Here is a 19931-nt window from a genome sequence, read left to right on the forward strand (position 1 = left end):
TGGCTGACGCGTCGCCGGTGGTGGTGGTGACGCCCGAGTTCCTGGCCAGCGCCCACAGCGGTATCGCGGGTGCTGGTCCAGCGCTGGGCGGGGGGCAGGGGGCTTACCTGATCTACACGTCGGGGTCGACCGGTAAGCCCAAGGGTGTGGTGGTCGAGCACGGGAGTCTTGTCAACTTCTTCCACCACCACCGTGAGCGGATCATGCCGGCTGACCGGCGGCTCCGGGTGGCGCTGTCGGCGGCGCTCGTGTTCGACACGTCGTGGGAGGGCGTGCTCTGGCTGATCGCCGGGCACGAACTGCACCTGCTCGACGACGAGACCCGCCGGGACGCCGACCTGTTCGTGGCCTATGTCAGGGAACACCGGATCGACGCGCTCGACGTGACGCCGTCGCTCGGGCAGGAACTCGTCCACGCCGGGCTGCTCGACGACGGGCCGGAACTGGTCATGCTCGGTGGTGAGGCGGCCGGGCCGGGGCTGTGGGCGGCGCTGCGGTCCTCGGCGACCGTCGGGGTGAACCTGTACGGGCCCACCGAGTGCACCGTGGACACCCTGATGGCGTGGGTCGCCGACTCGGAGGAACCACTGGTCGGGCGGCCCATCGGGAACACCCGGGCGTATGTGCTGGACGGCTGGCTGCGGCCGGTCGCCGACGGGGTGGCGGGGGAGCTCTACCTGTCGGGGGCGCAACTGGGCCGTGGCTATCTGAACCGGCCGGCGCTGACCGCGGGGCGGTTCGTGGCCGATCCGTTCCGGTCGGGTGAGCGCATGTACCGCACGGGCGACGTGGCTCGCTGGACGTCGTCCGGGGCGCTCGAGTTCGTCGGGCGTGCGGACGATCAGGTGAAGATCCGTGGGTTCCGGGTCGAACCCGGCGAAGTGGCGGCGGTGCTGTCCGAGAATCCACAGGTTCGGCAGGCCGTTGTCCTTCCCGTTTCGGGACGGCTTGTGGCGTACATCGTCGGGATTGATCTTGATCTTCGAGGATGGGCCGCCGAACGGCTCCCGGACCACCTCGTCCCCGCCGCCGTCGTCGTCCTCGACCGGCTGCCGGTGACCGTCGCCGGGAAGATCGACAAGCGGGCGCTGCCGGCGCCCGACTTCGGCGCCCTGACCGGCGACACCGTGCCGCGCACCCCGGCCGAGGAGACTCTCGCCGGGCTGTTCGCCGAGGTCCTGGGCCTGCCGTCGGTCGGCGTCGACGACAGCTTCTTCACCCTCGGCGGCGACAGCATCGTGTCGCTGCAACTCGTCGCCCGTGCCCGGACCGCCGGGCTGCGGATCACCCCGCGTCAGATCTTCGAGCTGCGTACGGTCGCCGCGCTCGCCGCCGTCGCCGCCCCCGCTGTCGCGTCGCCGGTCGTGCCGGCCGGTGACGCCTACGGTGACGTCCCGTTGACGCCGATGCTGCGCTGGCTGCGCGACGCCGGGCCGTCCGGGAACTACCACCAGAGCATGGTCCTGCGCGCACCCGCCGGACTGACCCTCGACCGGCTGCACGCGGTCGTCCAGGCGCTGCTCGACCGGCACGATCTGCTGCGCGCCCGCTGGACCGGTGACACCCTCGCCGTGCCGCCGCCCGGCTCGCTGGCCGCCCGTGACGTGGTGACCCGCGGTTCGGCGCGGCTGCGGCCGGCCGACGGTGTGCCGGTCCAGGTGGTGTGGCGCGGCGACGAGGTCGAGTTCGTGATCCACCACAGCGTCGTCGACGGCGTCTCCTGGCGCATCCTGCTCCCGGACCTGATCGCGGCCTGGGGCGACGTCCTCGCCGGCCGCACACCGTCACTGCCCGCCGTGGGAACGTCGTTCCGGCAGTGGGCCCTCGCCCTCGCCACCACCCCGGCGTTCGGGTCCGGCACTGCCGTCTCCACGCCGACGCCCGCCTCTTCCCCGGCCTCCGGGTCCGGGTCCGCCGCCGGGGCCTCGCACTCCTTCTGGGACGAGGTGCTGGGTGGCGAGCCCGAGCCGCTGCTCGGGGCACGGGCCGTCGATCCGGCCCGGGACACCGTGGCCACCGCCCGGACCGTCACCGTCGGCCTCGACGCTGCCCGGACCTCGGCGCTGATCGACGACGTGGCCGCGGCCTTCCACGCGACCGTGCCGGATGTGCTGCTCACCGGGCTGACGCTCGCCGTCGGGCGGCCGTCGCTGCTGGTCGAGCTGGAGGGGCACGGCCGGGAGGAGAGCCTCGTTCCCGGGGCCGACCTGTCGCGGACGGTCGGCTGGTTCACCACCGAGTTCCCGGTGCGGCTCGTGCCGGGTTCCGGTGGGCCGGCCGAGGCGCTGAAGCGGATCAAGGAGCAGCTGCGGGCGGTTCCGGAGAACGGTGCTCGCTTCGGGCTCTCCGGGTACTCCGGGCGGCCGCAGCCGCAGGTCGTCGTCAACTATCTGGGCCGGTTCGACTCGGCCGGCACCGACGACGGCGACTGGGCGTCCGTCGGCGGGCTCGGCGGCGGCGCCGACCCGGACATGCCGCTCTCCCGCGCGCTGGAGATCAACGCCTCCGTCGTGGACGGCGCTCTCAGCGTCTCGCTGACCTACCCGGACGGCGTGTTCACCGAGGCCGAGGTGCGGGCGTTCGCCGATCGGTGGTTCGCGGCGCTGTCTTCGATGGCCACCGTGCGCGGTGGGCACACCCCGTCCGACCTGCTGCTTCCCGGCGTCGCCCAGGAGGAGATCACCGCTCTCGAAGGCCGGCCCGGCGGGCTGGACGACGTGTGGCCGCTGTCGCCGCTCCAGGAGGGTCTCGTCTTCCTCGCCGCGGTCGCCGACGACGTGGACCCCTACGTCGTCCAGCAGATCCTCGACCTCTCCGGGCCGCTCGACCCGGAGCGGCTGCGCGCCGCCGGGCAGGCCCTGCTCGACCGGCACCCGGCGCTGCGTGTCAGCTTCCGGGCCGGGCCGGACGGTGCCGTCCGGCAGGTCGTCGCCGCCCACGCGACACTGCCGTGGTCGTCGGTCGACCTCTCCGCGGCCGGTCTCCCGGCGGCCGACGACGTGGCCGCTCCCGGCGATCCGGCAACTTCCGGCGGCGTGGCTGTTTCCGGAGGCTTGGCTGCTTTTGACGAGCTTGCCACAGCTGATCTGCGGACGCCGTTCGATCTGGCGGCCGCGCCGCTGCTGCGCCTCACCCTCGTCCGGGTCGGGCACGACCGGCACCGGCTCATCCTCACCAACCACCACGTGCTGCTCGACGGATGGTCGACGCCGCTCGCCGTGCGGGAGCTGTTCGATCTCTACAACGGTGCCGAGCTGCCGGCGCCGCGGCCGTACCGGGATTTCCTGCGCTGGCTGATGCGCGCCGACCGGGCCGCTGCCGAGCAGGCCTGGCGCGACAACCTGACCGGAATCGATCAGCCGACACTGGTCGCGCCCGGCGCCGGAGCGGTCCTCGACGCCCGCCCCGGAAAACTCGAACGGGAACTGCCCCGCGAGGTCACCGAACGCCTCACCGCGCTGGCCCGGGACCGGCAGGTCACCCTCAACACGGTCGTCCAGGCCGGCTGGGCGGTCCTGCTCGCGCACCTGACCGGCCGTTCCGACGTCGTCTTCGGCACCACCGTCAGCGGCCGTCCCGCCCAGGTGCCCGGCGTCGAGGACATGATCGGGTTCTTCATCAACACCCTGCCCGTCCGGGTACGCCTCGACCCCGCCCAGAGCTGGACCTCGCTGCTCACCGGGCTGCGGGACGGTCAGGCCGCGCTCCTCGACCATCAGCACCTGCCGCTGTCCGGCATCCAGCGGATCGCCGGGATCGGGGAGCTGTTCGACACGCTCACCATCTTCGAGAGCTACCCGCTGGACACCGACGCACTGCACGCCACCACCGGCGAGGCCGGGCTGCGGATGACCGACGTGACCGGTGACGACGCCCCGCACTACCCGCTGACCCTGGCCGTGGCGCCGGACGAGCGGCTGCGGCTCGGGCTGGCCTACCGCACCGACGTGTTCTCCGCCGAAGCGGCCGAGGAGATCATCGACCGGTTCGGGGCGCTGCTCGCCGAACTCGCCGCCGGCCCGGACCGCCCCGTCGGCAAGGCACTGCCCGCGCCGGCGCCGCACGCCGACACCATCGTCGACATCCCGGCGGCGACGCTGCCCGGCCTGTTCGCCGCCGCCGTCGCCCGCGACCCCGGCGGTGCGGCACTGATCTTCGAGGGCGACGTCCTCTCGTACGCCGAACTCGATCTGCGGGTCGGAAAGCTCGCCGCCGCGCTGATCCACGGTGGGGTCCGGCCCGGTGACGTGGTCGCCGTCGCCGTCCCGCGGTCGTTCGACCTGGTCGTCGCGCTCCACGCCGTGCAGCGTGCCGGGGCCGCCTACCTGCCGATCGACCCGTCACACCCGAAGGACCGCAACGACTACCTGCTCGCCGACTCCGGCGCGACGGTCCTGCTGACCTCACCCGGCGCCTCCTCCGCGAGGCCGTCCGGCGCGGTCACGGCGCAGACCTCGCCCGGCGCCTCCTCCGCGACGCCGTCCGGCGCGGTCACGGCGCAGACCACGGCCGACGCCTCCTCCGCGACGCCGGCCGGGGAGGTCACGGTGCTGACCACGGCCGACGCCGACGGGTTCGCGCCGGTTCCGGCGGTCGACGTGCCGGCCGACAGTGCCGCCTACGTCATCTACACGTCCGGGTCGACCGGGAAGCCGAAGGGCGCTGTCGTCTCGCACCGGTCGATCGTCAACCGGCTGCTGTGGATGCAGCACGAGTACGGCCTGGAACCCGGCGAGCGGGTGCTCCAGAAGACGCCGGCCGGGTTCGACGTGTCGGTGTGGGAGTTCTTCTGGCCGCTGATCACCGGGGCGACGCTCGTCGTGGCCCGGCCGGAGGGGCACCGCGACCCCGCCTACCTGGCCGAACTCATCCGGGCCGAGCGGGTCACGACCGTCCACTTCGTGCCGTCGATGCTGCGCGCGTTCCTGGCCGAGCCGTCCGCCGCCGGGGTGCCGCTGCGACGGGTGATCTGCTCCGGCGAGGCGCTGCCCGGCGACCTGGCCGCCCGGTTCGGTGAGCTGCTGCCGGCGGTCGGGCTGCACAACCTGTACGGCCCGACCGAGGCCGCCGTCGACGTCACCCACCACCCGGTCGACACCTCGTCCGACGGTCCCGTGCCGATCGGCCGGCCGGTCTGGAACACCCAGGTGTACGTGCTCGACCCGTGGCTGCGCCCGGTCCCGGCGGGTGTCACCGGCGAGCTCTACCTCGGCGGTGTCCAGCTGGCCCGGGGCTATCTCCACCGGCCGGCGCTGACCGCGTCCCGGTTCGTCGCCGACCCGTTCGGCGGGCCCGGCGGCCGCCTCTACCGCACCGGCGACCTGGCCCGGCTGCGTCCCGGCGGCGTCGTCGAATACGTGGGGCGCACCGACGACCAGGTCAAGATCCGTGGCCTGCGGGTCGAACTCGGCGAGATCGAGGCGGCGCTGCTCACGGTGCCGGGCGTGACCGCGGCGGCCGTCGTGGCGCGCGAGGACGGGCCCGCCCTGCGACTGGTCGCCTACCTGGTCGGTGCGCCCGCCGTCGATCCCGCGGAGTCGCTGGCCCGGACACTTCCCGAGCACATGGTTCCGGCCGCGTTCGTCGGGCTGGACGATCTGCCGCTGAGCCCCAACGGCAAGCTGGACCGGCGTCGTCTGCCGGCCCCGGACTTCGCCGCCCTCGCCGGGGACGACGAGGCCCGTACCCCCGCTGAGGTCTTCTTCGCCGGCCTGGTCGCCGAGGTGCTCGGACTGCCGAGGGCCGGTGTCCGCGACAGCTTCTTCGCCCTCGGCGGGGACAGCATCCTGGCGCTGCAACTGACCGCCCGGGCCCGTGCCGCCGGGTGGCGTGTGACCGCGCGGGACGTGTTCAGTCATCCGACCGTCGAAGGCCTCGCCGTCGTGGCCGTGCCGGTGGCCGGTGCCGAGCCGCGGGACGTCTCGGCGGGCTGGGGATTCGTGCCGGCCACACCGATCATGCGGGAACTCGCTGTCACCGATCCGCGGCTGAACCAGTCGATGCTGCTCGCGCTTCCGGCCGGGACCGATCTCGCCGTACGGCTACAGGTGCTGGTCGACCGGCATGACGTGCTGCGTGCCCGGTGGACCGGGGACGGACTGGACGTGCCCCCGCCCGGTTCGGTGCGGGCCGCGGACCTGATCGGTGGCGGTCCTCTCGACCCGGCGGCCGGACGGATGCTGCGGGCCGAGGTCCGCGACGGCGCGGTGCTGCTGGAGATCCACCACCTGGCCGTCGACGCGCTGTCGTGGCCGATCCTGATCAGTGATCTGGAGGGTGCCGGGACCGCCGCGCCGGGAACGTCGTTCCGGGAGTGGGCACTCGGGCTCCAGCGCCTCGCCGGTGAACGGGCCGGCGAGATCGACCACTGGCTGCGGGTGCTCGACGGGCCGGCCGGGTTCCTCGGCGACGTGATGCTCGACCCGGAGGCCGACACGCTCGGGAGCCTGGCGCGGGTTCGGGTGCGGGTGGAGTCCGCGGTGACCGGGCCGCTGGTCTCGTCGGTGCCGGCGGCGTACCGGGCCAATGTTCAGGATGTGCTGCTGTCGGCGCTCGCGTCGGCGGCAGGGGAGGACCTGCTGGTCGAGCTGGAAGGACACGGGCGGGAGGAGCAGGTGCTGGCCGGGGCCGATCTGTCGCGGACGGTCGGCTGGTTCACCACCACGCACCCGGTGCGGTTGAGTGGGTCCGGCGCCGACCCGATCGCCCTGCTCAAACGGGTCAAGGAGGCTCTTCGGGCGGCCCCCGACGGCGGTCTCGGCTACGGCCTGCTCCGCCACCTGAACCCGGAGACCGCCTCCCGCCTGGCCCCGCTCCCACAGCCGTCGATCCTTTTCAACTACCTGGGGCGCATCGGCGACAGCGGCGAGGACGGCCTCCAGGGCGACGCCGGCGACGACATCCCCGCCCGCCACGCCCTCACCATCGAGGCCTCGATCGAGAACGGCGAACTGGTCCTCATCGCTGCTTTCCCACCCCGGATCACGGCCGAAGCCGAGGCGCTCCTCGGCCGCTGGACCGCCGCCCTCACCGCGCTGGCGCAGCAGCCCGGCGAGGGCGGCCTGACCCCGTCCGACGTCCTGGCCCGGACCAGCCAGCACGACCTGGACGACCTGGCCACCCGCTACCCGGGCCTGACCGACGTCCTGCCGCTGACCCCGCTCCAGGAGGGCCTGTTCTACCTGCACGCCTTGGACGGCACCGACGTCTACACCGTCCAGCAGCGCCTCGACCTGGACGGCGACGTCGATCCGGCCCGGCTGCGGGCGGCCGCGGACACCTTGCTGCGCCGTCACCCGAACCTGCGGGCCGCGTTCACCACCACCGCCGCGGGTGTCCCGGTGCAGGTCGTCCCGGGGGACGTCGTCGTCGACTTCGACTTCCGTGACGTGACCAGGGACGAGGCGGAGCGGCTGGCCGACGGGGCACGGACGGCGCCGTTCGATCTGGAGCGGCCGCCGCTGATGCGGTTCCTGCTGCTGCGTCTCGGCGCCGGCCGTCACCGGCTGGTGCTCACCCAGCATCACCTGATCGTGGACGGGTGGTCGGGACCGTTGATCGCCCGGGAGCTGTTCACCGCGTACGCCGGGAACACTCCTGCCCCGGCCCGCGCCTACCGGGACTTCCTCGCCTGGCTGGCCGCCGCCGACGCCGGTGCGGCACGCGAGGCCTGGCGGGAGTCGCTCGACGGCCTCGCCGAGCCGACCCTCGTCGCCCCCGGCGGACGGCCCGGCCTGCCCGGCGAGGTGACCGGACGGTTGCCGGCGGCGGCGACCGACGTGGCCCGTTCGTTCGGCGTCACCCCGAACACCCTGGTCCGCGCCCTGTGGTCGGTCCTGCTGGGCCGGCTCACCGGCCGCGACGACGTCGTCTTCGGTGCGACCGTCTCCGGTCGCCCGGCCGAACTGGCCGGCGTCGAGGAGACGATCGGCCTGTTCATCAACACCCTTCCGGTACGGGTCCGGCTGCTCCCCGGCGAGTCGTGGCGCGACTTCCTGGCCCGGATCCAGGGAGAGCAGGCGGCGCTGCTGCCGCACGAGCACCTGGGCCTGGCCGCGATCCAGCAGATCGCCGGGGTCGGGGAGCTTTTCGACACGCTGGTCGTGTTCGAAAGCTATCCGGTCGACGCCGACCGGCTCGACGACAGCCAGCGGGCGGCCGGCGTGAAGCTGGCCGGAGTGGAGAGCCGCGACGCCACCCACTACCCGTTGACGCTGGTCGCGGCCGAGGACGAGGGCCTGCACCTGGCTCTGGAGTTCCAGCCGTCACGGTTCGACGAGGACACCGCCCGGCTGCTGCTGGACCGGCTGATCGCCTTGGCCGCCGAGGTCGCCGCCGACCCGTCGCGGCCGGTCGACCGGGCCGACGCGCTCACCGCGACCGAGCGGCGGCGCATGCTGACCGACTGGAACGCCGGCGCGGTCACCGTCGACCCGCAGACCCTTCCGGGTCTGGTCCGGGGCTGGGCCAGGCGGACACCTCACGCGACTGCGCTGGTCGTTCAGGAGCGGCGATGGTCGTACGACCAGCTGGTCCTGGAATCCGAGAGTCTCGCCGGGCGTCTCGTCGCGGCCGGAGCCGGGCCCGGGCAGATCGTCGCGCTGGTCCTGCCCCGTGGTGAGCACATCGTCCCGGCGATCCTGGCCGCGATGATGTCCGGCGCCGCCTATCTGCCGATCGATCCGGAATATCCGGCACCGCGGATCGCCGCCATGATCGACGACGCCCGTCCGGTCATCACCCTCGCGGTCTCGGCGACCGCCGGGTCGCTGCCCGCGGGAACACCGCACCTCCGCCTTGACGGAGAAATCGGAGATGCCCGAGGCGGTCTTCCGGTGATCAGCCCGGACCAGCCCGCCTATGTGATCTACACGTCCGGGTCGACCGGCCGTCCCAAGGGGGTTCTCGTTCCACACCGCACGGTGAACAACCTGTTCGCCAGCCACCACGACCGGATCCTCGGCCCGGCGGCGCGCCGCCTCGGACGACCGCTGCGGATCGCGCACAACTGGTCCTTCGCGTTCGACGCCTCCTGGCAGCCGCTGCTCGCCCTGCTCGGCGGCGACGAGCTGCACCTGGTCACCGACGAGCCGCGCAAGGACCCTGATCTGCTGGCCGGCCTGCTGCGCGACAACGGCATCGACATGATCGAGGTCGCGCCGTCGCACTTGGACCAGCTCGTCGCCTCCGGCTTCGACGCGGCGGGGCTGGCTGTTCTCGGTGTCGGCGGCGAGGCCGTCCCCGATCAGCTGTGGGCCGCGATGGCCGCCCTGCCCGACACCGAGTCGTACAACTTCTACGGCCCCACCGAATGCACCGTCGACGCGGTCGTGCAGCGGGTCAAGGAGGTGCCGCGCGCCCTGATCGGCCGGCCGGTCGCCAACACCAGCCTGTACGTGCTCGACGCCCGCCTGCGGCCGGTGCCGCCCGGCGTGGCCGGCGAGATGTACATCGGCGGCGCCGGTGTGGCGCTCGGCTACCTGAACCGGCCCGCGCTGACCGCGGAACGGTTCGTGGCGAACCCGTGGGCGCCGGGGGAGCGGATGTACCGCACCGGTGACGTGGTCCGCTGGACCGCCGACGGCCGCATCGACTACCTGGGCCGCTCCGACGACCAGGTGAAGATCCGCGGCCACCGGGTCGAACTGGGCGAGGTCGCCGCCGCGCTGTCCGAGCACCCGCAGATCGGGCAGGCCGTGGTGATCGCCGACAACGGGCGCCTCGTCGCCTACGTGGTGACCGGGATCGATCAGGCGGTGGTACGGGCGTGGGCGGCCGAACGGCTCCCGACCTACCTGGTGCCGTCGGCCGTGGTCACCCTGAACAGCCTGCCGCTGACCGTGAACGGCAAGCTCGACCGGGCGAAACTGCCGAAGCCGTCGTACGCGGCGACCGGCCGTCCCCCGTCCGGCCCGGCCGAGGAACGGCTCGCCGCCCTCTTCGCCGAAGTGCTCGGGCTGGACACGGTCGGTGCCGAGGACGGGTTCTTCGATCTCGGCGGCGACAGCATCTCCGCGATGCGCCTGGTCAGCTTGGCCCGCACGGCCGGTGTCGAGGTACGCCTGCGCGACCTGGTCCAGCTGGGCACCGTCGCGGCGATCGCGGGGGTGACCGCATGACCCGCGGCGAACTGCTGAAGTGGGCGGTCCGGCAGTCCCGGGCCGGCCTGATCGCGTCGTGGGCCGGTGGACTCGGCTACCAGGCCGGGCTGATCGCGCTGCCCTGGTGCCTGGGCCGGGCCGTCGACGAGGGCATCACCGGCGGCGACCACACCGCTCTGCTGATCTGGGCGGGCGCCACGCTCGCCGTGTCGGTGGCACTGACCGGCGCTGAGTGGGCGATGCGGTGGTGGTCCACGCTGGCCGCGGTCCGCACCGGCAACGCGCTGCTGCTGCGCCTCGCCGGCCGGGTGCTGGGCTGGGACGCGGCGACCGCGAACCGGTTCAACTCCGGTGACCTGGTGATGCGCGGCACCCGCGACACCGAGCAGGTCACGATCTGGCTGTCCACTGTGCCGTCGCTGGCCAGCGGCGTACTCGGCCTGATCACCGTGCTGGTCGTGGTGGCCGGGCTCGATCCGCTGCTCGCGCTGATCGGGCTGGCGACGATACCGCTGCTGATCGCGGTCAACCTCTGGTATCCGCGCCGCTACGAGCGGGCCAGCGAGGCACTGTCGGCGGCACACGGGGCCCGCGCCGACGCCGTCGAGGACCTGCTGTCGGCCAGCACCGCGGTGCGTGGGCTCGGCGGGGAGGCGGTTCTGGTCGAGCGGCATCACGTGGCCAGCGCGAACGTCCGCGATCACACCCTGGCACTGGCCCGGGTGGCGGCCGCCTGGTCGGCGCACGCGCCGTTCGTGCCGTGGCTGGCCACCGCCGTCGGTGTCGCGGTCGGGGGTCTGGCCGTGCTCGACGGGCGGTTCTCGATCGGTGGGCTGGTCGCCTTCGCCAGCTGGATGGCGCTGCTGGGGCGTCAGGTCATGATGCTGACGCTGCGGTTCAGCCAGTTCGGCGACGCCTGGACGGCGGCCGGTCGGATCGGCGAGGTCCTCGGCGCTGCCGGCGATGAAGAGGCCCGCGCGGAGAAGCCCGGCGAGGCCCGCGCGGAGAAGCCCAGCGTGGCGGGGGCGGAAACGGCCGGCGAAAGCCTGGGCCCGCTGCGGACCGCATCCGTGACGGTCACCCTTCCGGGCCGTGGCCCGCTGAGCATTCCCGACATTTCCGTTAAGTTGGGGGAGTTCGTCGCGATCACCGGGCCGGTGGGCAGTGGGAAGTCCACGCTGCTGCGCCTGCTGGCCCGCCTGACCGAACCGGACGAAGGCGCCGTCATGCTCGGCGACGTCGATGTCAGAGACGTCGACCTGGAACATCTCCGGGACACGATCACCCTGGTCGGTCAGCGTCCGCTGCTGCTCTCCGGCACCATCGCCGACAACCTGCGACTGGGCCGCGACATCGACGACGACCGGCTGCGCGACGCCTGCCGCCGGGCCGCGATCCTCGACCACGTCGAGTCCCTGCCCGACGGCTTCGGGGCCGAGCTGGGCGAGCGTGGCTCGGGTGTCTCCGGCGGCCAGGCCCAGCGCCTGGCCCTGGCCCGCGGGCTGCTCCGCGGCAGCCGTGTCCTGCTGCTCGACGACGTGACGTCGGCCGTCGACGCCGGCACCGAGCAGCGCATCCTCGACGGTCTCCGTGGCCTCGGCGTCACGATCGTCTTCGCCACCTCGCGCCCGGCGGTCGCCGAACGCGCCGACCGGGTCATCGAACTCGGCGTGAACCGGGAGCTCGTCCATGGCTGAGATCCGTATGTTGACCGAGGAGCCGGACCAGCGAAACGTGCTACGCCGGACGTGGCCGTACCTGCGACGGCACCGGGCCGCGATGGCCGCCGCCGTGACGGTGAACCTGCTGGCGACGCTGGCGCTGACGCTGATCCCGGTGGTGATCGGCCGGGCCGTCGACGAGCTGCGCGCCGGTGACCGGGACGGGCTGTTGCGACTGGCCGCGGCCGCGCTGGTGCTGGTCGTGGCCCGGACGATCCTGCTGCGCTGGTCCGAGGTTTTGCTGGTCCGGGCCGGCGAACGGGTCGTCCACGACCTGCGGGACCTGGTGGTGGAGCGGTTCGGCGGTACTCCGCTGCGTTTCCTGGAGGCGCACCGCGGCGGTGATCTGCTGCAACGCTCGACGGTGGAGGTCGCCGAGCTGGCCGCGTTCGTCCGCGGGCAGCTGCCCGACATGATCTCGCTCGGCGGCTACCTGGTCTTCTCCACGATCGTCCTGGTCACCTCGTCGTGGCAGCTGTTCGGGCTGCTGGTGCTGGTGTTCGCCCCGCCGATGTGGTGGCTGGCCCGGATCGTGCGGCGCGCGGCCGAGCGGGCCTACCCGCCGGAGGCGGCCGCGCAGGCGACGCTGACGGCCACGTTCACCGAGAGCCTGACGGCCCGTGAGCAACTGCAGATCGACGGTGCGACCGGGACCTGGCTGTCCCGGCTGCGCGGCGACACGGACGCCTACTACTCCCGGGCCCGGTCCGCTCAGGCCGCCGCGACCTGGATCGACGGGACCTGGATCGTGCAGGGCCTGACCAGTGCGGCCCTGCTGGTCGCCGGTGGTCTGCTGGCCGCCGACGGCGTGGTCACGGTCGGTGTGGTGGTGACGTTCCTGCTGGCCAGCCGGGATCTGTTCAGCTCGGTCGACGATCTGACGCTGGTGGTCGGCGACCTGTTGGAGACCCGGGTCGGCCTGGCCCGCCTGCTGGATCTCCTCGACGTGACGACACCGGCGCCCGTTTCCCGGAAGGCCGGGAGGTCGGACGACCATGGACTCGTAGCCGACGGCGTCACCTACAGCTACCAGGCCGGGGAACGGATCCTGCACGGCGTCACGGTCCGGTTCGAGCCGGGTGAGCACGCCGGGATCGTCGGCGAGACCGGCTCGGGCAAGACCACCCTGGCCAAGCTGCTGTGCGGGCTCTACCTGCCGGACGACGGCACGGTCCGGCTCGGCGGCGCCGACCTGTCCGCCCTTGACGCGGCCGAACTGCGCCGCCGGCTCGTGCTCATCCCGCAGCAGGTGCACATGATCGCCGGCACCCTCGCCGACAATCTGGCTCTCACCCCGGGCCGGCCTGCCCGCGAGGACTTCGAACGGGCCGCCGGAGCGCTCGGGCTCACCGGCTGGATCGAGGGCCTGCCCGGCGGGTTCGACACCGATCTGGGCCGCCGTGGTGAACGGTTCTCGGCCGGCGAGCGGCAGCTGGTCGGCCTGATCCGGGCCGCGCTGACCGACCCGGACGTGCTGATCCTCGACGAGGCGACCGCCGACCTCGATCCCGGCACCGCCCAGCGCATCGAGGAGGCCCTGGCCCGGCTGCGTGAGGGCCGCACGGTGCTGGTGATCGCCCACCGGCCGGCGACCATCGCCCGGCTGCCCCGGGTCGTGCGGATGCACGCCGGAAGCATCGCGGAGGAGGAACCATGCCGGTGATCGACGTCGGGGGGACCCGGCTCAACTACGACGACCGTGGCAGCGGCCCCGGCGTGCTGATGCTGGCCGGCACCGGTGCCCGCGGGCGCACCTGGCATCTGCATCAGGTGCCGGCGCTGGTGAGGGCCGGGTTCCGGGTGGTCACCTTCGACACGCGGGGGATCGCGCCGTCGGACACCCCGCCGGTGGTGACCATGCCCGACCTGGTCGCCGATGCGGCCGGCCTGATCGAGCGCCTCGGGCTCGGGCCGTGCCGGGTGATCGGCTCGTCGATGGGTTCCCGGGTGGCCGCCGAGCTGAGCCTGCGCCACCCGGAGCTGGTCGACCGGGCGGTGCTGATGGCCACGTTCGGGCGGCCCGGCGCGTTTCTCGACGCGATGTCGGCGGGGGAGCGCGCACTGGCCGAGGCCGGGGTGAAACTGCCCGACGAATACCGGGCGGCGGTGCGGGCGGCGTTCAACCTGTCGCCGCGCACGCTCGCCGACGACCGGGCGGCCCGGGACTGGGTGGACGTGTTCCAGCTGCCGTTGCCCGGTGAGGCCGACGGCCGGGCGTCGCGGCTGGAGGCGGACGCTGCCGTGGACCGCCTGGTCGCGTACCACCGCATTGCTCTGCCCTGCCTGGTCGTCGGTTTCGCCGACGACCTGATCGCGTCCGCCCGCGGCTGCCGTGAGGTGTCCGCCGCCATCCCCGGGGCCCGGTACGTGGAGATCCCCGACGCCGGCCACTACGGCTACCTGGAACAACCGGAACCGGTGAACGCCGAGCTCATCCGGTTCCTGACAGAGGAGAAACCATGATCACCGAGCGTACGGTCGAACTGGTCTGGCACGACCTGACCCCGAGACTGCTCGAAGTCTGGCGAGTCGAGCAGCTCAGCCCGCGGATGGTGCGGATCACCCTCGGCGGCGAACAGCTCGACGGCTTCAGCTACGGCGCGCCCGACGACCACGTGAAGGTCTTCTTCCCCGAGGAAGGCGCCGAGCTGCCGGTGATGCCGACGCTCGGCGAGGAGGGCCTGGAGCCGCCGCCCCCAGGTTCGCCGCTGCCGGTCTACCGCGACTACACGGTCCGCTACCTGCGGCCGGAACAGCGGGAACTCGACATCGACTTCGCCCTGCACGGCCATGGCCCGGGCGGCTCGTGGGCGGCGAAGGCGCAGGTCGGGCAGAAGGTCGGCATCCTCGGACCGCGCGGCTCCAACGTGGTCCCGCAGACCTTCGACTGGTACCTGCTCGGCGCCGACGAGACCGCCCTGCCGGCGCTCGCCGCGTGGCTGGAGCAGCTGCCCGCCGACGCGACGGTGCTGGCGTTCGTCGAGGTCGCCGACGCCGCCGAGCAGCAGCCGGTCTGCCGGCCGGTGACCTGGCTGCACCGCGACCGCGGCCAGTCGCTGACCGAGGCGGTCACGACGGCCGGGCTGCCCGAGGGTGACGGCTACGTCTGGGTGGCGGGGGAGGCGACCGGTCTCAAGCCGATCCGCCGCCACCTGCGCGCCCGGGGCCTGAACCGGAACTGGATGGAGATCGACGGCTACTGGAAGCGCGGCGTCGTGAACCTGGACCACCACGAGGACGACGATGCGTGACCCGCTGCCCGCCCTCGACCCCGGCGTGCTGCTGATCTTCCTGCTCCAGATCTCGCTGCTGCTGCTGGTCGCTTTCGCGCTCGGCCGGCTGGCCACCCGGATCGGCCTGCCGGCGCTGGTCGGTGAGCTGCTGACCGGGGTGATCCTGGGTCCGTCGCTGCTCGGGGCGACGGCGCCGGACCTGCTCGCCTGGGTGCTCCCGGCTGACGCCGGCCAGTTGCACCTGGTCGACGCCGTCGGGCAGCTGGGTGTGCTGCTCCTGGTCGGGGTGACCGGCATCCAGCTCGACACCCGGATGCTGCGCACCCGAGGGTCGACCGGCGTCAAGGTCAGCCTGGCCGGCCTGCTGCTGCCGCTCGCGCTCGGTGTCGCCGCCGGCTTCGTGGTGCCGGCCGCGCTGCTCACCGACACCACCGACCGTTGGGTGTTCGCCCTGTTCCTGGGCGTGGCGATGTGTGTCACGGCGATCCCGGTGATCGCCAAGACGCTGGCCGACATGGGCCTGCTGCATCGCGATGTCGGTCAGCTGACGCTGGCCGCCGGGACGGTGGACGACGCGGTGGGCTGGTTCCTGCTGTCGGTGGTCTCGGCCGCCGCGACCACCGGCGTACGGGCCGGAGCGGTCTCGTTGTCCTTCCTCTACCTCATGCTCTTCGTGGCGCTGGCGTACTTCGCCGGACGTCCGTTGGTCCGGTGGATCATGCGGCGGGTGACCGGCGGACCACGCGTCACGGTGGCCGTCATCCTGATCCTGACGTGTGCCGCCGCCACCCAGTCGATGCACATGGAGGCGCTGTTCGGCGCGTTCGTCGCGGGCATCCTGATCGGCCATGCCCGGGCCGGTGACGAGCGGTTGTGGACGGATCTGACACCGCTGCGCACCGTCGTCCTCAGTGTGCTGGCGCCGATCTTCCTGGCGACGGCCGGCCTGCGGATGGACCTGACGGCCCTGGCCGACCCGACGGTGCTGGCGGCGGCTCTGGCGCTGCTGGCGGTGGCGGTGCTCGGCAAGTTCGCCGGCGCCTACATCGGGGCCCGGAGCAGCCGGTTGTCGCATTGGGAGGGCATCGCGCTGGGCGCCGGGATGAATGCCCGCGGCGTGGTGGAGGTGGTGGTCGCCACCACCGGTCTGCGCCTGGGGGTGCTGTCGGTCGCCACGTACACCGTGATCGTGCTGATCGCGGTGGTGACGTCGGTGATGGGCCCGCCGATCCTGCGCTGGGCGATGTCGCGTGTGGAGGAGACACCGGCGGAGACCCAGCGGGAACTGGATCTTGCGGGTGCGAAGTTTAGGTTAGCCTTACCTAATATCATAGAGGAGGGGAATTGAGCGGGATCGCACTCGTCACCGGCGCCGGCCAGGGCATCGGCCGGGCCGTGGCACTGGCCTTCGCCGCCGAGGGCTACCGGGTGGCCGCCGTCGACCGGGACGCCAAGGGTGTCGACCGGCTCGCCGCCGACCACGGGGCCGTCTCGCCGTACGTCGCCGACGTCACCGACGCCGGCCTGATCGAGGCGGTCGTCACCTCGATCGAGGCGGACCTCGGCCCGATCGAGGTGCTGGCCAACGTCGCCGGGATCCTCCGGATGGGGCAGGTCACCGCCTTCTCCGACAGCGACTTCGCGGAGATGTTCGCCGTCAACGTCGGCGGCGTCTTCCACACCAGCCGCGCGGTCGCCCGCCGGATGACCGGCCGCCGCCGGGGCGTCATCGTCACGGTGTCGTCCAACGCGGCCGGCATCCCCCGGGCCGGGATGGCCGCCTACTGCGCCAGCAAGGCCGCCTCCACCATGTTCACCAAGAGCCTCGGCCTGGAGCTGGCGCCCTACGGCATCCGCTGCAACGTGGTCGCCCCCGGCTCCACCGACACCGAGATGCAGCGCCGGCTGTGGACCGGCGACGACGGACCCACCGCCGTCATCACCGGTGACCTGGCCGGTTTCCGCACCGGCATCCCGCTGGGCCGGATCGCCGAGCCCGAGGACATCGCCGACGCCGTCCTCTTCCTCGCCTCCGACCGCGCCCGGCACATCACCATGCACGACCTGTACGTCGACGGCGGCGCAACGCTCCGCGCGTAAACGCCTGACCAAGGGAGAACCACCCGTGACCACCGTCTCCGCTCCCGGCACCGGGGCCGAGCTGATCGCCGGCTACCGGCCGGGCGAGTCGTCGCTGTTCGCGTCACCCCGCGGCACGCTGCTCGCCGAGGGCACCTACTTCGCCGTCCCCCCGTCCAGCCGGCCCGACGGCCAGGCCGACCTCGCCCGCCGCGTGCAGGCCGTGCTCGGCGTCGCCGAAGCGGCCGGGCACCAGGTCCGTACCGTCGTCGGCGCCGTGCCCTTCGCCCCCGGCGCCGACGCGCACCTGATCGTCCCGCAACGCCTGCACCGCGGCGGCGCGCCGGCCTCCGCCCCGCACCGGGTGCTGCCGTTCGGCATCCGCTCGGTGCGCCCGGTGCCCGAGCCGGAGCACTACCGCGACGCCGTCGCCCGGGCCGTCCAGCAGATCCGGGCCGGCCGGTACACCAAGACCGTCCTGGCCCGGTCGCTGCGCGCCGAGGCGCCCGGCTTCGACCCGGCCCCGGCCGTGCGCGCGCTGGCCGCCCGTGACCCCAACGGCTACACCTTCGCCGTCGACCTGGGCGCCGGCCGGACCCTCTTCGGTGCCAGCCCGGAGCTGCTCGTCGCCCGGCACGGCCGCACGGTCACGGCCAACCCGCTCGCCGGCTCGGCCGCCCGCAGCCCCGACCCGGACGAGGACCACCGACGGGCCGCCGCGCTGCTCGCCTCGGCCAAGGACCTGCACGAACACGCCATGGTCGCCGACCAGGTGACCGAGGTGCTGGGCCGCTACTGCCGCAAACTCACCGTCCCGGCCGGGCCGTCGGTCATCGGCACCGCCACCATGTGGCACCTGTCCACGCCGGTCACCGGAGAGATCGCCGACGACGTGACGTCGCTGGACCTGGCCACCGCCCTGCACCCGACACCGGCGGTCTGCGGCACCCCGACCGCCGAGGCGCGGGCCGCGATCGGCGAGCTGGAGCCGTTCGACAGGGGCTTCTACACCGGCATGGTCGGCTGGGTGGACGCCGCCGGCGACGGCGAATGGGCGGTCACCATCCGCTGCGCCACCGCCGACCCCGAGGGTCTCGACCTGTTCGCCGGCGCCGGCGTGGTCGCCGACTCCGACCCGGCGGCCGAGCTGGCCGAGACGACCGCCAAGCTGCGCACCCTGCTCACCGCCCTGGGCCTGGAGGAATCCGATGTGGCCTGACGACGTCGCCGACCGCTACCGCGCCAGCGGGCACTGGACCGGCGCCACGCTGTTCGCGCTGCTGGAAGCGCGGGCCGCCGACGCCGGCGACCGGGTCGCCGTCATCGACGGCGATCGCGAGATCACCTACGGCTCGCTCACCACCCGCGCGTCGCGGCTCGCGGCCGGCCTTTACACCCTGGGGGTACGGCCGGCCGACCGCGTGGTCGTGCAACTCCCCAACACGATCGCCTTCTACGAAGTGATCTTCGCGTTGTTCCGGCTCGGCGCCGTCCCGGTGTTCGCCCTGCCGGCCCACCGCAGCTCGGAGATCGGCTACTTCATCGAGCACACGTCGGCCGTCGCGTTCGTGACCACCGACGTCCACGAGGGCTTCGACCACCGCACGCTCGCCGACGTCGCCGGTGACGCCGAGGTGATCGTGGCCGGTGACCCCGGCACGCACCTCGCGCTGGACGCCCTCGACGGCGACCCGGCCGCCCTGCCCGACGGGCCGGCCCCCGGTGACCTGGCGTTCCTGCAACTGTCCGGCGGCAGCACCGGCCTGCCGAAACTGATCCCGCGCACCCACGACGACTACCTCTACAGCGTCCGGGAGAGCGCCGGGATCTGCGGTCTCACCGCCGCCAGTGTCTACCTGGTGGCGCTGCCGATCGGGCACAACTTCACCATGTCGTCGCCCGGCATCCTCGGCGTCATCCACGCCGGCGGCCGGATCGTCCTCGCCCCGCGGCCCGACCCGGCGACCGTGCTGCCGCTGATCGAGAAGCACGGCGTCACCATCACCGCCGTGGTGCCGCCGCTGGCCCACCTGTGGCTCGACGCCGTCGCCGGCAGCGCCGCGAAGCCTGACCTGTCCAGCCTGGAGGTGCTCCAGGTCGGCGGGGCGAAACTGTCCGACACCGTCGCCGAACGGGTGCGACCGATCCTCGGATGCCGGTTGCAGCAGGTCTTCGGGATGGCCGAGGGCCTGGTCAACTACACCCGCCTGGACGACCCCGACGACGTGGTCCTGCACACGCAGGGACGGCCCATCTCACCCGACGACGAGATCCTCATCGTCGACGACGAGGACCGGCCGGTTTCCGACGACACCGTCGGTCATCTGCTCACGCGGGGGCCGTACACCATCAGGGGTTATTGGAACGCCGAGGAACACAACAAGCTGGCCTTCACCGCCGACGGCTTCTACCGCACCGGTGACCTCGTCCGCCGGAGGCCGGACGGCTACCTCGTCGTCGAGGGCCGCGCCAAGGACCAGATCAACCGCGGCGGCGAGAAGATCGCCGCCGAGGAGGTGGAGAACCACCTGCTCACCCACCCGGCCGTGCACGACGTCGCGGTCGTCGGCGTGCCCGACCCCTACCTCGGCGAACGGACCTGCGCCTACGTCGTCGCCCGCGCCGGCGCGACCGCGCCGAAACTCTCCGAGATCCGGGCCTATCTGCAAGGCCGCGGCCTGGCCGCATTCAAGATCCCCGATCGGGTACGGGTGCTCGACGCCTTCCCGGTCACCGGCGTCGGCAAGGTCAGCCGCCGTGAGCTGCGCGCCGCCCTGCGTGCCAACCCGAAAGGCTGA

At 73.0% G+C, this 19931-nt stretch carries 9 protein-coding genes; all 9 read left to right on the forward strand.

Annotated features, from left to right (window positions below; genetic code table 11):
* The first annotated feature begins 26 nt into the window (after positions 1-26).
* The 9 genes from ACFO0C_RS10120 to ACFO0C_RS10160 are packed head-to-tail and all read left to right on the forward strand — an operon-like array spanning position 27 to position 19931.
* Positions 27-10118: an amino acid adenylation domain-containing protein gene (locus ACFO0C_RS10120; protein ID WP_378066323.1), complete on the forward strand. Its 10092-nt coding sequence runs from the start codon at positions 27-29 to the stop codon at positions 10116-10118.
* Positions 10115-11797: an ABC transporter ATP-binding protein gene (locus tag ACFO0C_RS10125; RefSeq protein ID WP_378066324.1), complete on the forward strand. Its 1683-nt coding sequence runs from the start codon at positions 10115-10117 to the stop codon at positions 11795-11797. Before ACFO0C_RS10120 ends, ACFO0C_RS10125 begins: the two co-directional genes overlap by 4 nt.
* Positions 11790-13484, forward strand: coding sequence for an ABC transporter ATP-binding protein (locus ACFO0C_RS10130; protein ID WP_378066325.1), 1695 nt, complete (start codon positions 11790-11792; stop codon positions 13482-13484). Before ACFO0C_RS10125 ends, ACFO0C_RS10130 begins: the two co-directional genes overlap by 8 nt.
* Positions 13475-14284 carry an alpha/beta fold hydrolase gene (locus tag ACFO0C_RS10135; protein WP_378066326.1) on the forward strand — a complete coding sequence of 270 codons (810 nt, stop codon included), beginning with the start codon at positions 13475-13477 and terminating at the stop codon, positions 14282-14284. The genes ACFO0C_RS10130 and ACFO0C_RS10135 overlap by 10 nt, the downstream gene beginning before the upstream one ends.
* Positions 14281-15072 (forward strand): siderophore-interacting protein, encoded by a 792-nt coding sequence (locus tag ACFO0C_RS10140; RefSeq protein WP_378066327.1) that lies wholly within the window; start codon positions 14281-14283, stop codon positions 15070-15072. The genes ACFO0C_RS10135 and ACFO0C_RS10140 overlap by 4 nt, the downstream gene beginning before the upstream one ends.
* Positions 15065-16402: a cation:proton antiporter gene (locus ACFO0C_RS10145; protein WP_378066328.1), complete on the forward strand. Its 1338-nt coding sequence runs from the start codon at positions 15065-15067 to the stop codon at positions 16400-16402. Before ACFO0C_RS10140 ends, ACFO0C_RS10145 begins: the two co-directional genes overlap by 8 nt.
* Positions 16399-17154, forward strand: coding sequence for a 2,3-dihydro-2,3-dihydroxybenzoate dehydrogenase (locus tag ACFO0C_RS10150; RefSeq protein WP_378066329.1), 756 nt, complete (start codon positions 16399-16401; stop codon positions 17152-17154). Before ACFO0C_RS10145 ends, ACFO0C_RS10150 begins: the two co-directional genes overlap by 4 nt.
* A 25-nt stretch (positions 17155-17179) precedes the next feature.
* A complete protein-coding gene (locus ACFO0C_RS10155) occupies positions 17180-18352 on the forward strand; it encodes an isochorismate synthase (RefSeq protein ID WP_378066330.1) in 1173 nt (390 codons plus the stop codon).
* On the forward strand, positions 18342-19931 hold the full coding sequence (locus ACFO0C_RS10160; RefSeq protein ID WP_378066331.1) for a (2,3-dihydroxybenzoyl)adenylate synthase: 1590 nt from the start codon (positions 18342-18344) through the stop codon (positions 19929-19931). The genes ACFO0C_RS10155 and ACFO0C_RS10160 overlap by 11 nt, the downstream gene beginning before the upstream one ends.

Source organism: Actinoplanes subglobosus, from assembly GCF_042650585.1.
GTDB lineage: Bacteria > Actinomycetota > Actinomycetes > Mycobacteriales > Micromonosporaceae > Actinoplanes > Actinoplanes subglobosus.

Coding starts and splice junctions, on each gene's coding strand:
- ACFO0C_RS10125 (WP_378066324.1), top strand. CDS start 10,115: ATGACCCGCGGCGAACTGCTGAAGTGGGCGGTCCGGCAGTCCCGGGCC.
- ACFO0C_RS10130 (WP_378066325.1), top strand. CDS start 11,790: ATGGCTGAGATCCGTATGTTGACCGAGGAGCCGGACCAGCGAAACGTG.
- ACFO0C_RS10135 (WP_378066326.1), top strand. CDS start 13,475: ATGCCGGTGATCGACGTCGGGGGGACCCGGCTCAACTACGACGACCGT.
- ACFO0C_RS10140 (WP_378066327.1), top strand. CDS start 14,281: ATGATCACCGAGCGTACGGTCGAACTGGTCTGGCACGACCTGACCCCG.
- ACFO0C_RS10145 (WP_378066328.1), top strand. CDS start 15,065: ATGCGTGACCCGCTGCCCGCCCTCGACCCCGGCGTGCTGCTGATCTTC.
- ACFO0C_RS10160 (WP_378066331.1), top strand. CDS start 18,342: ATGTGGCCTGACGACGTCGCCGACCGCTACCGCGCCAGCGGGCACTGG.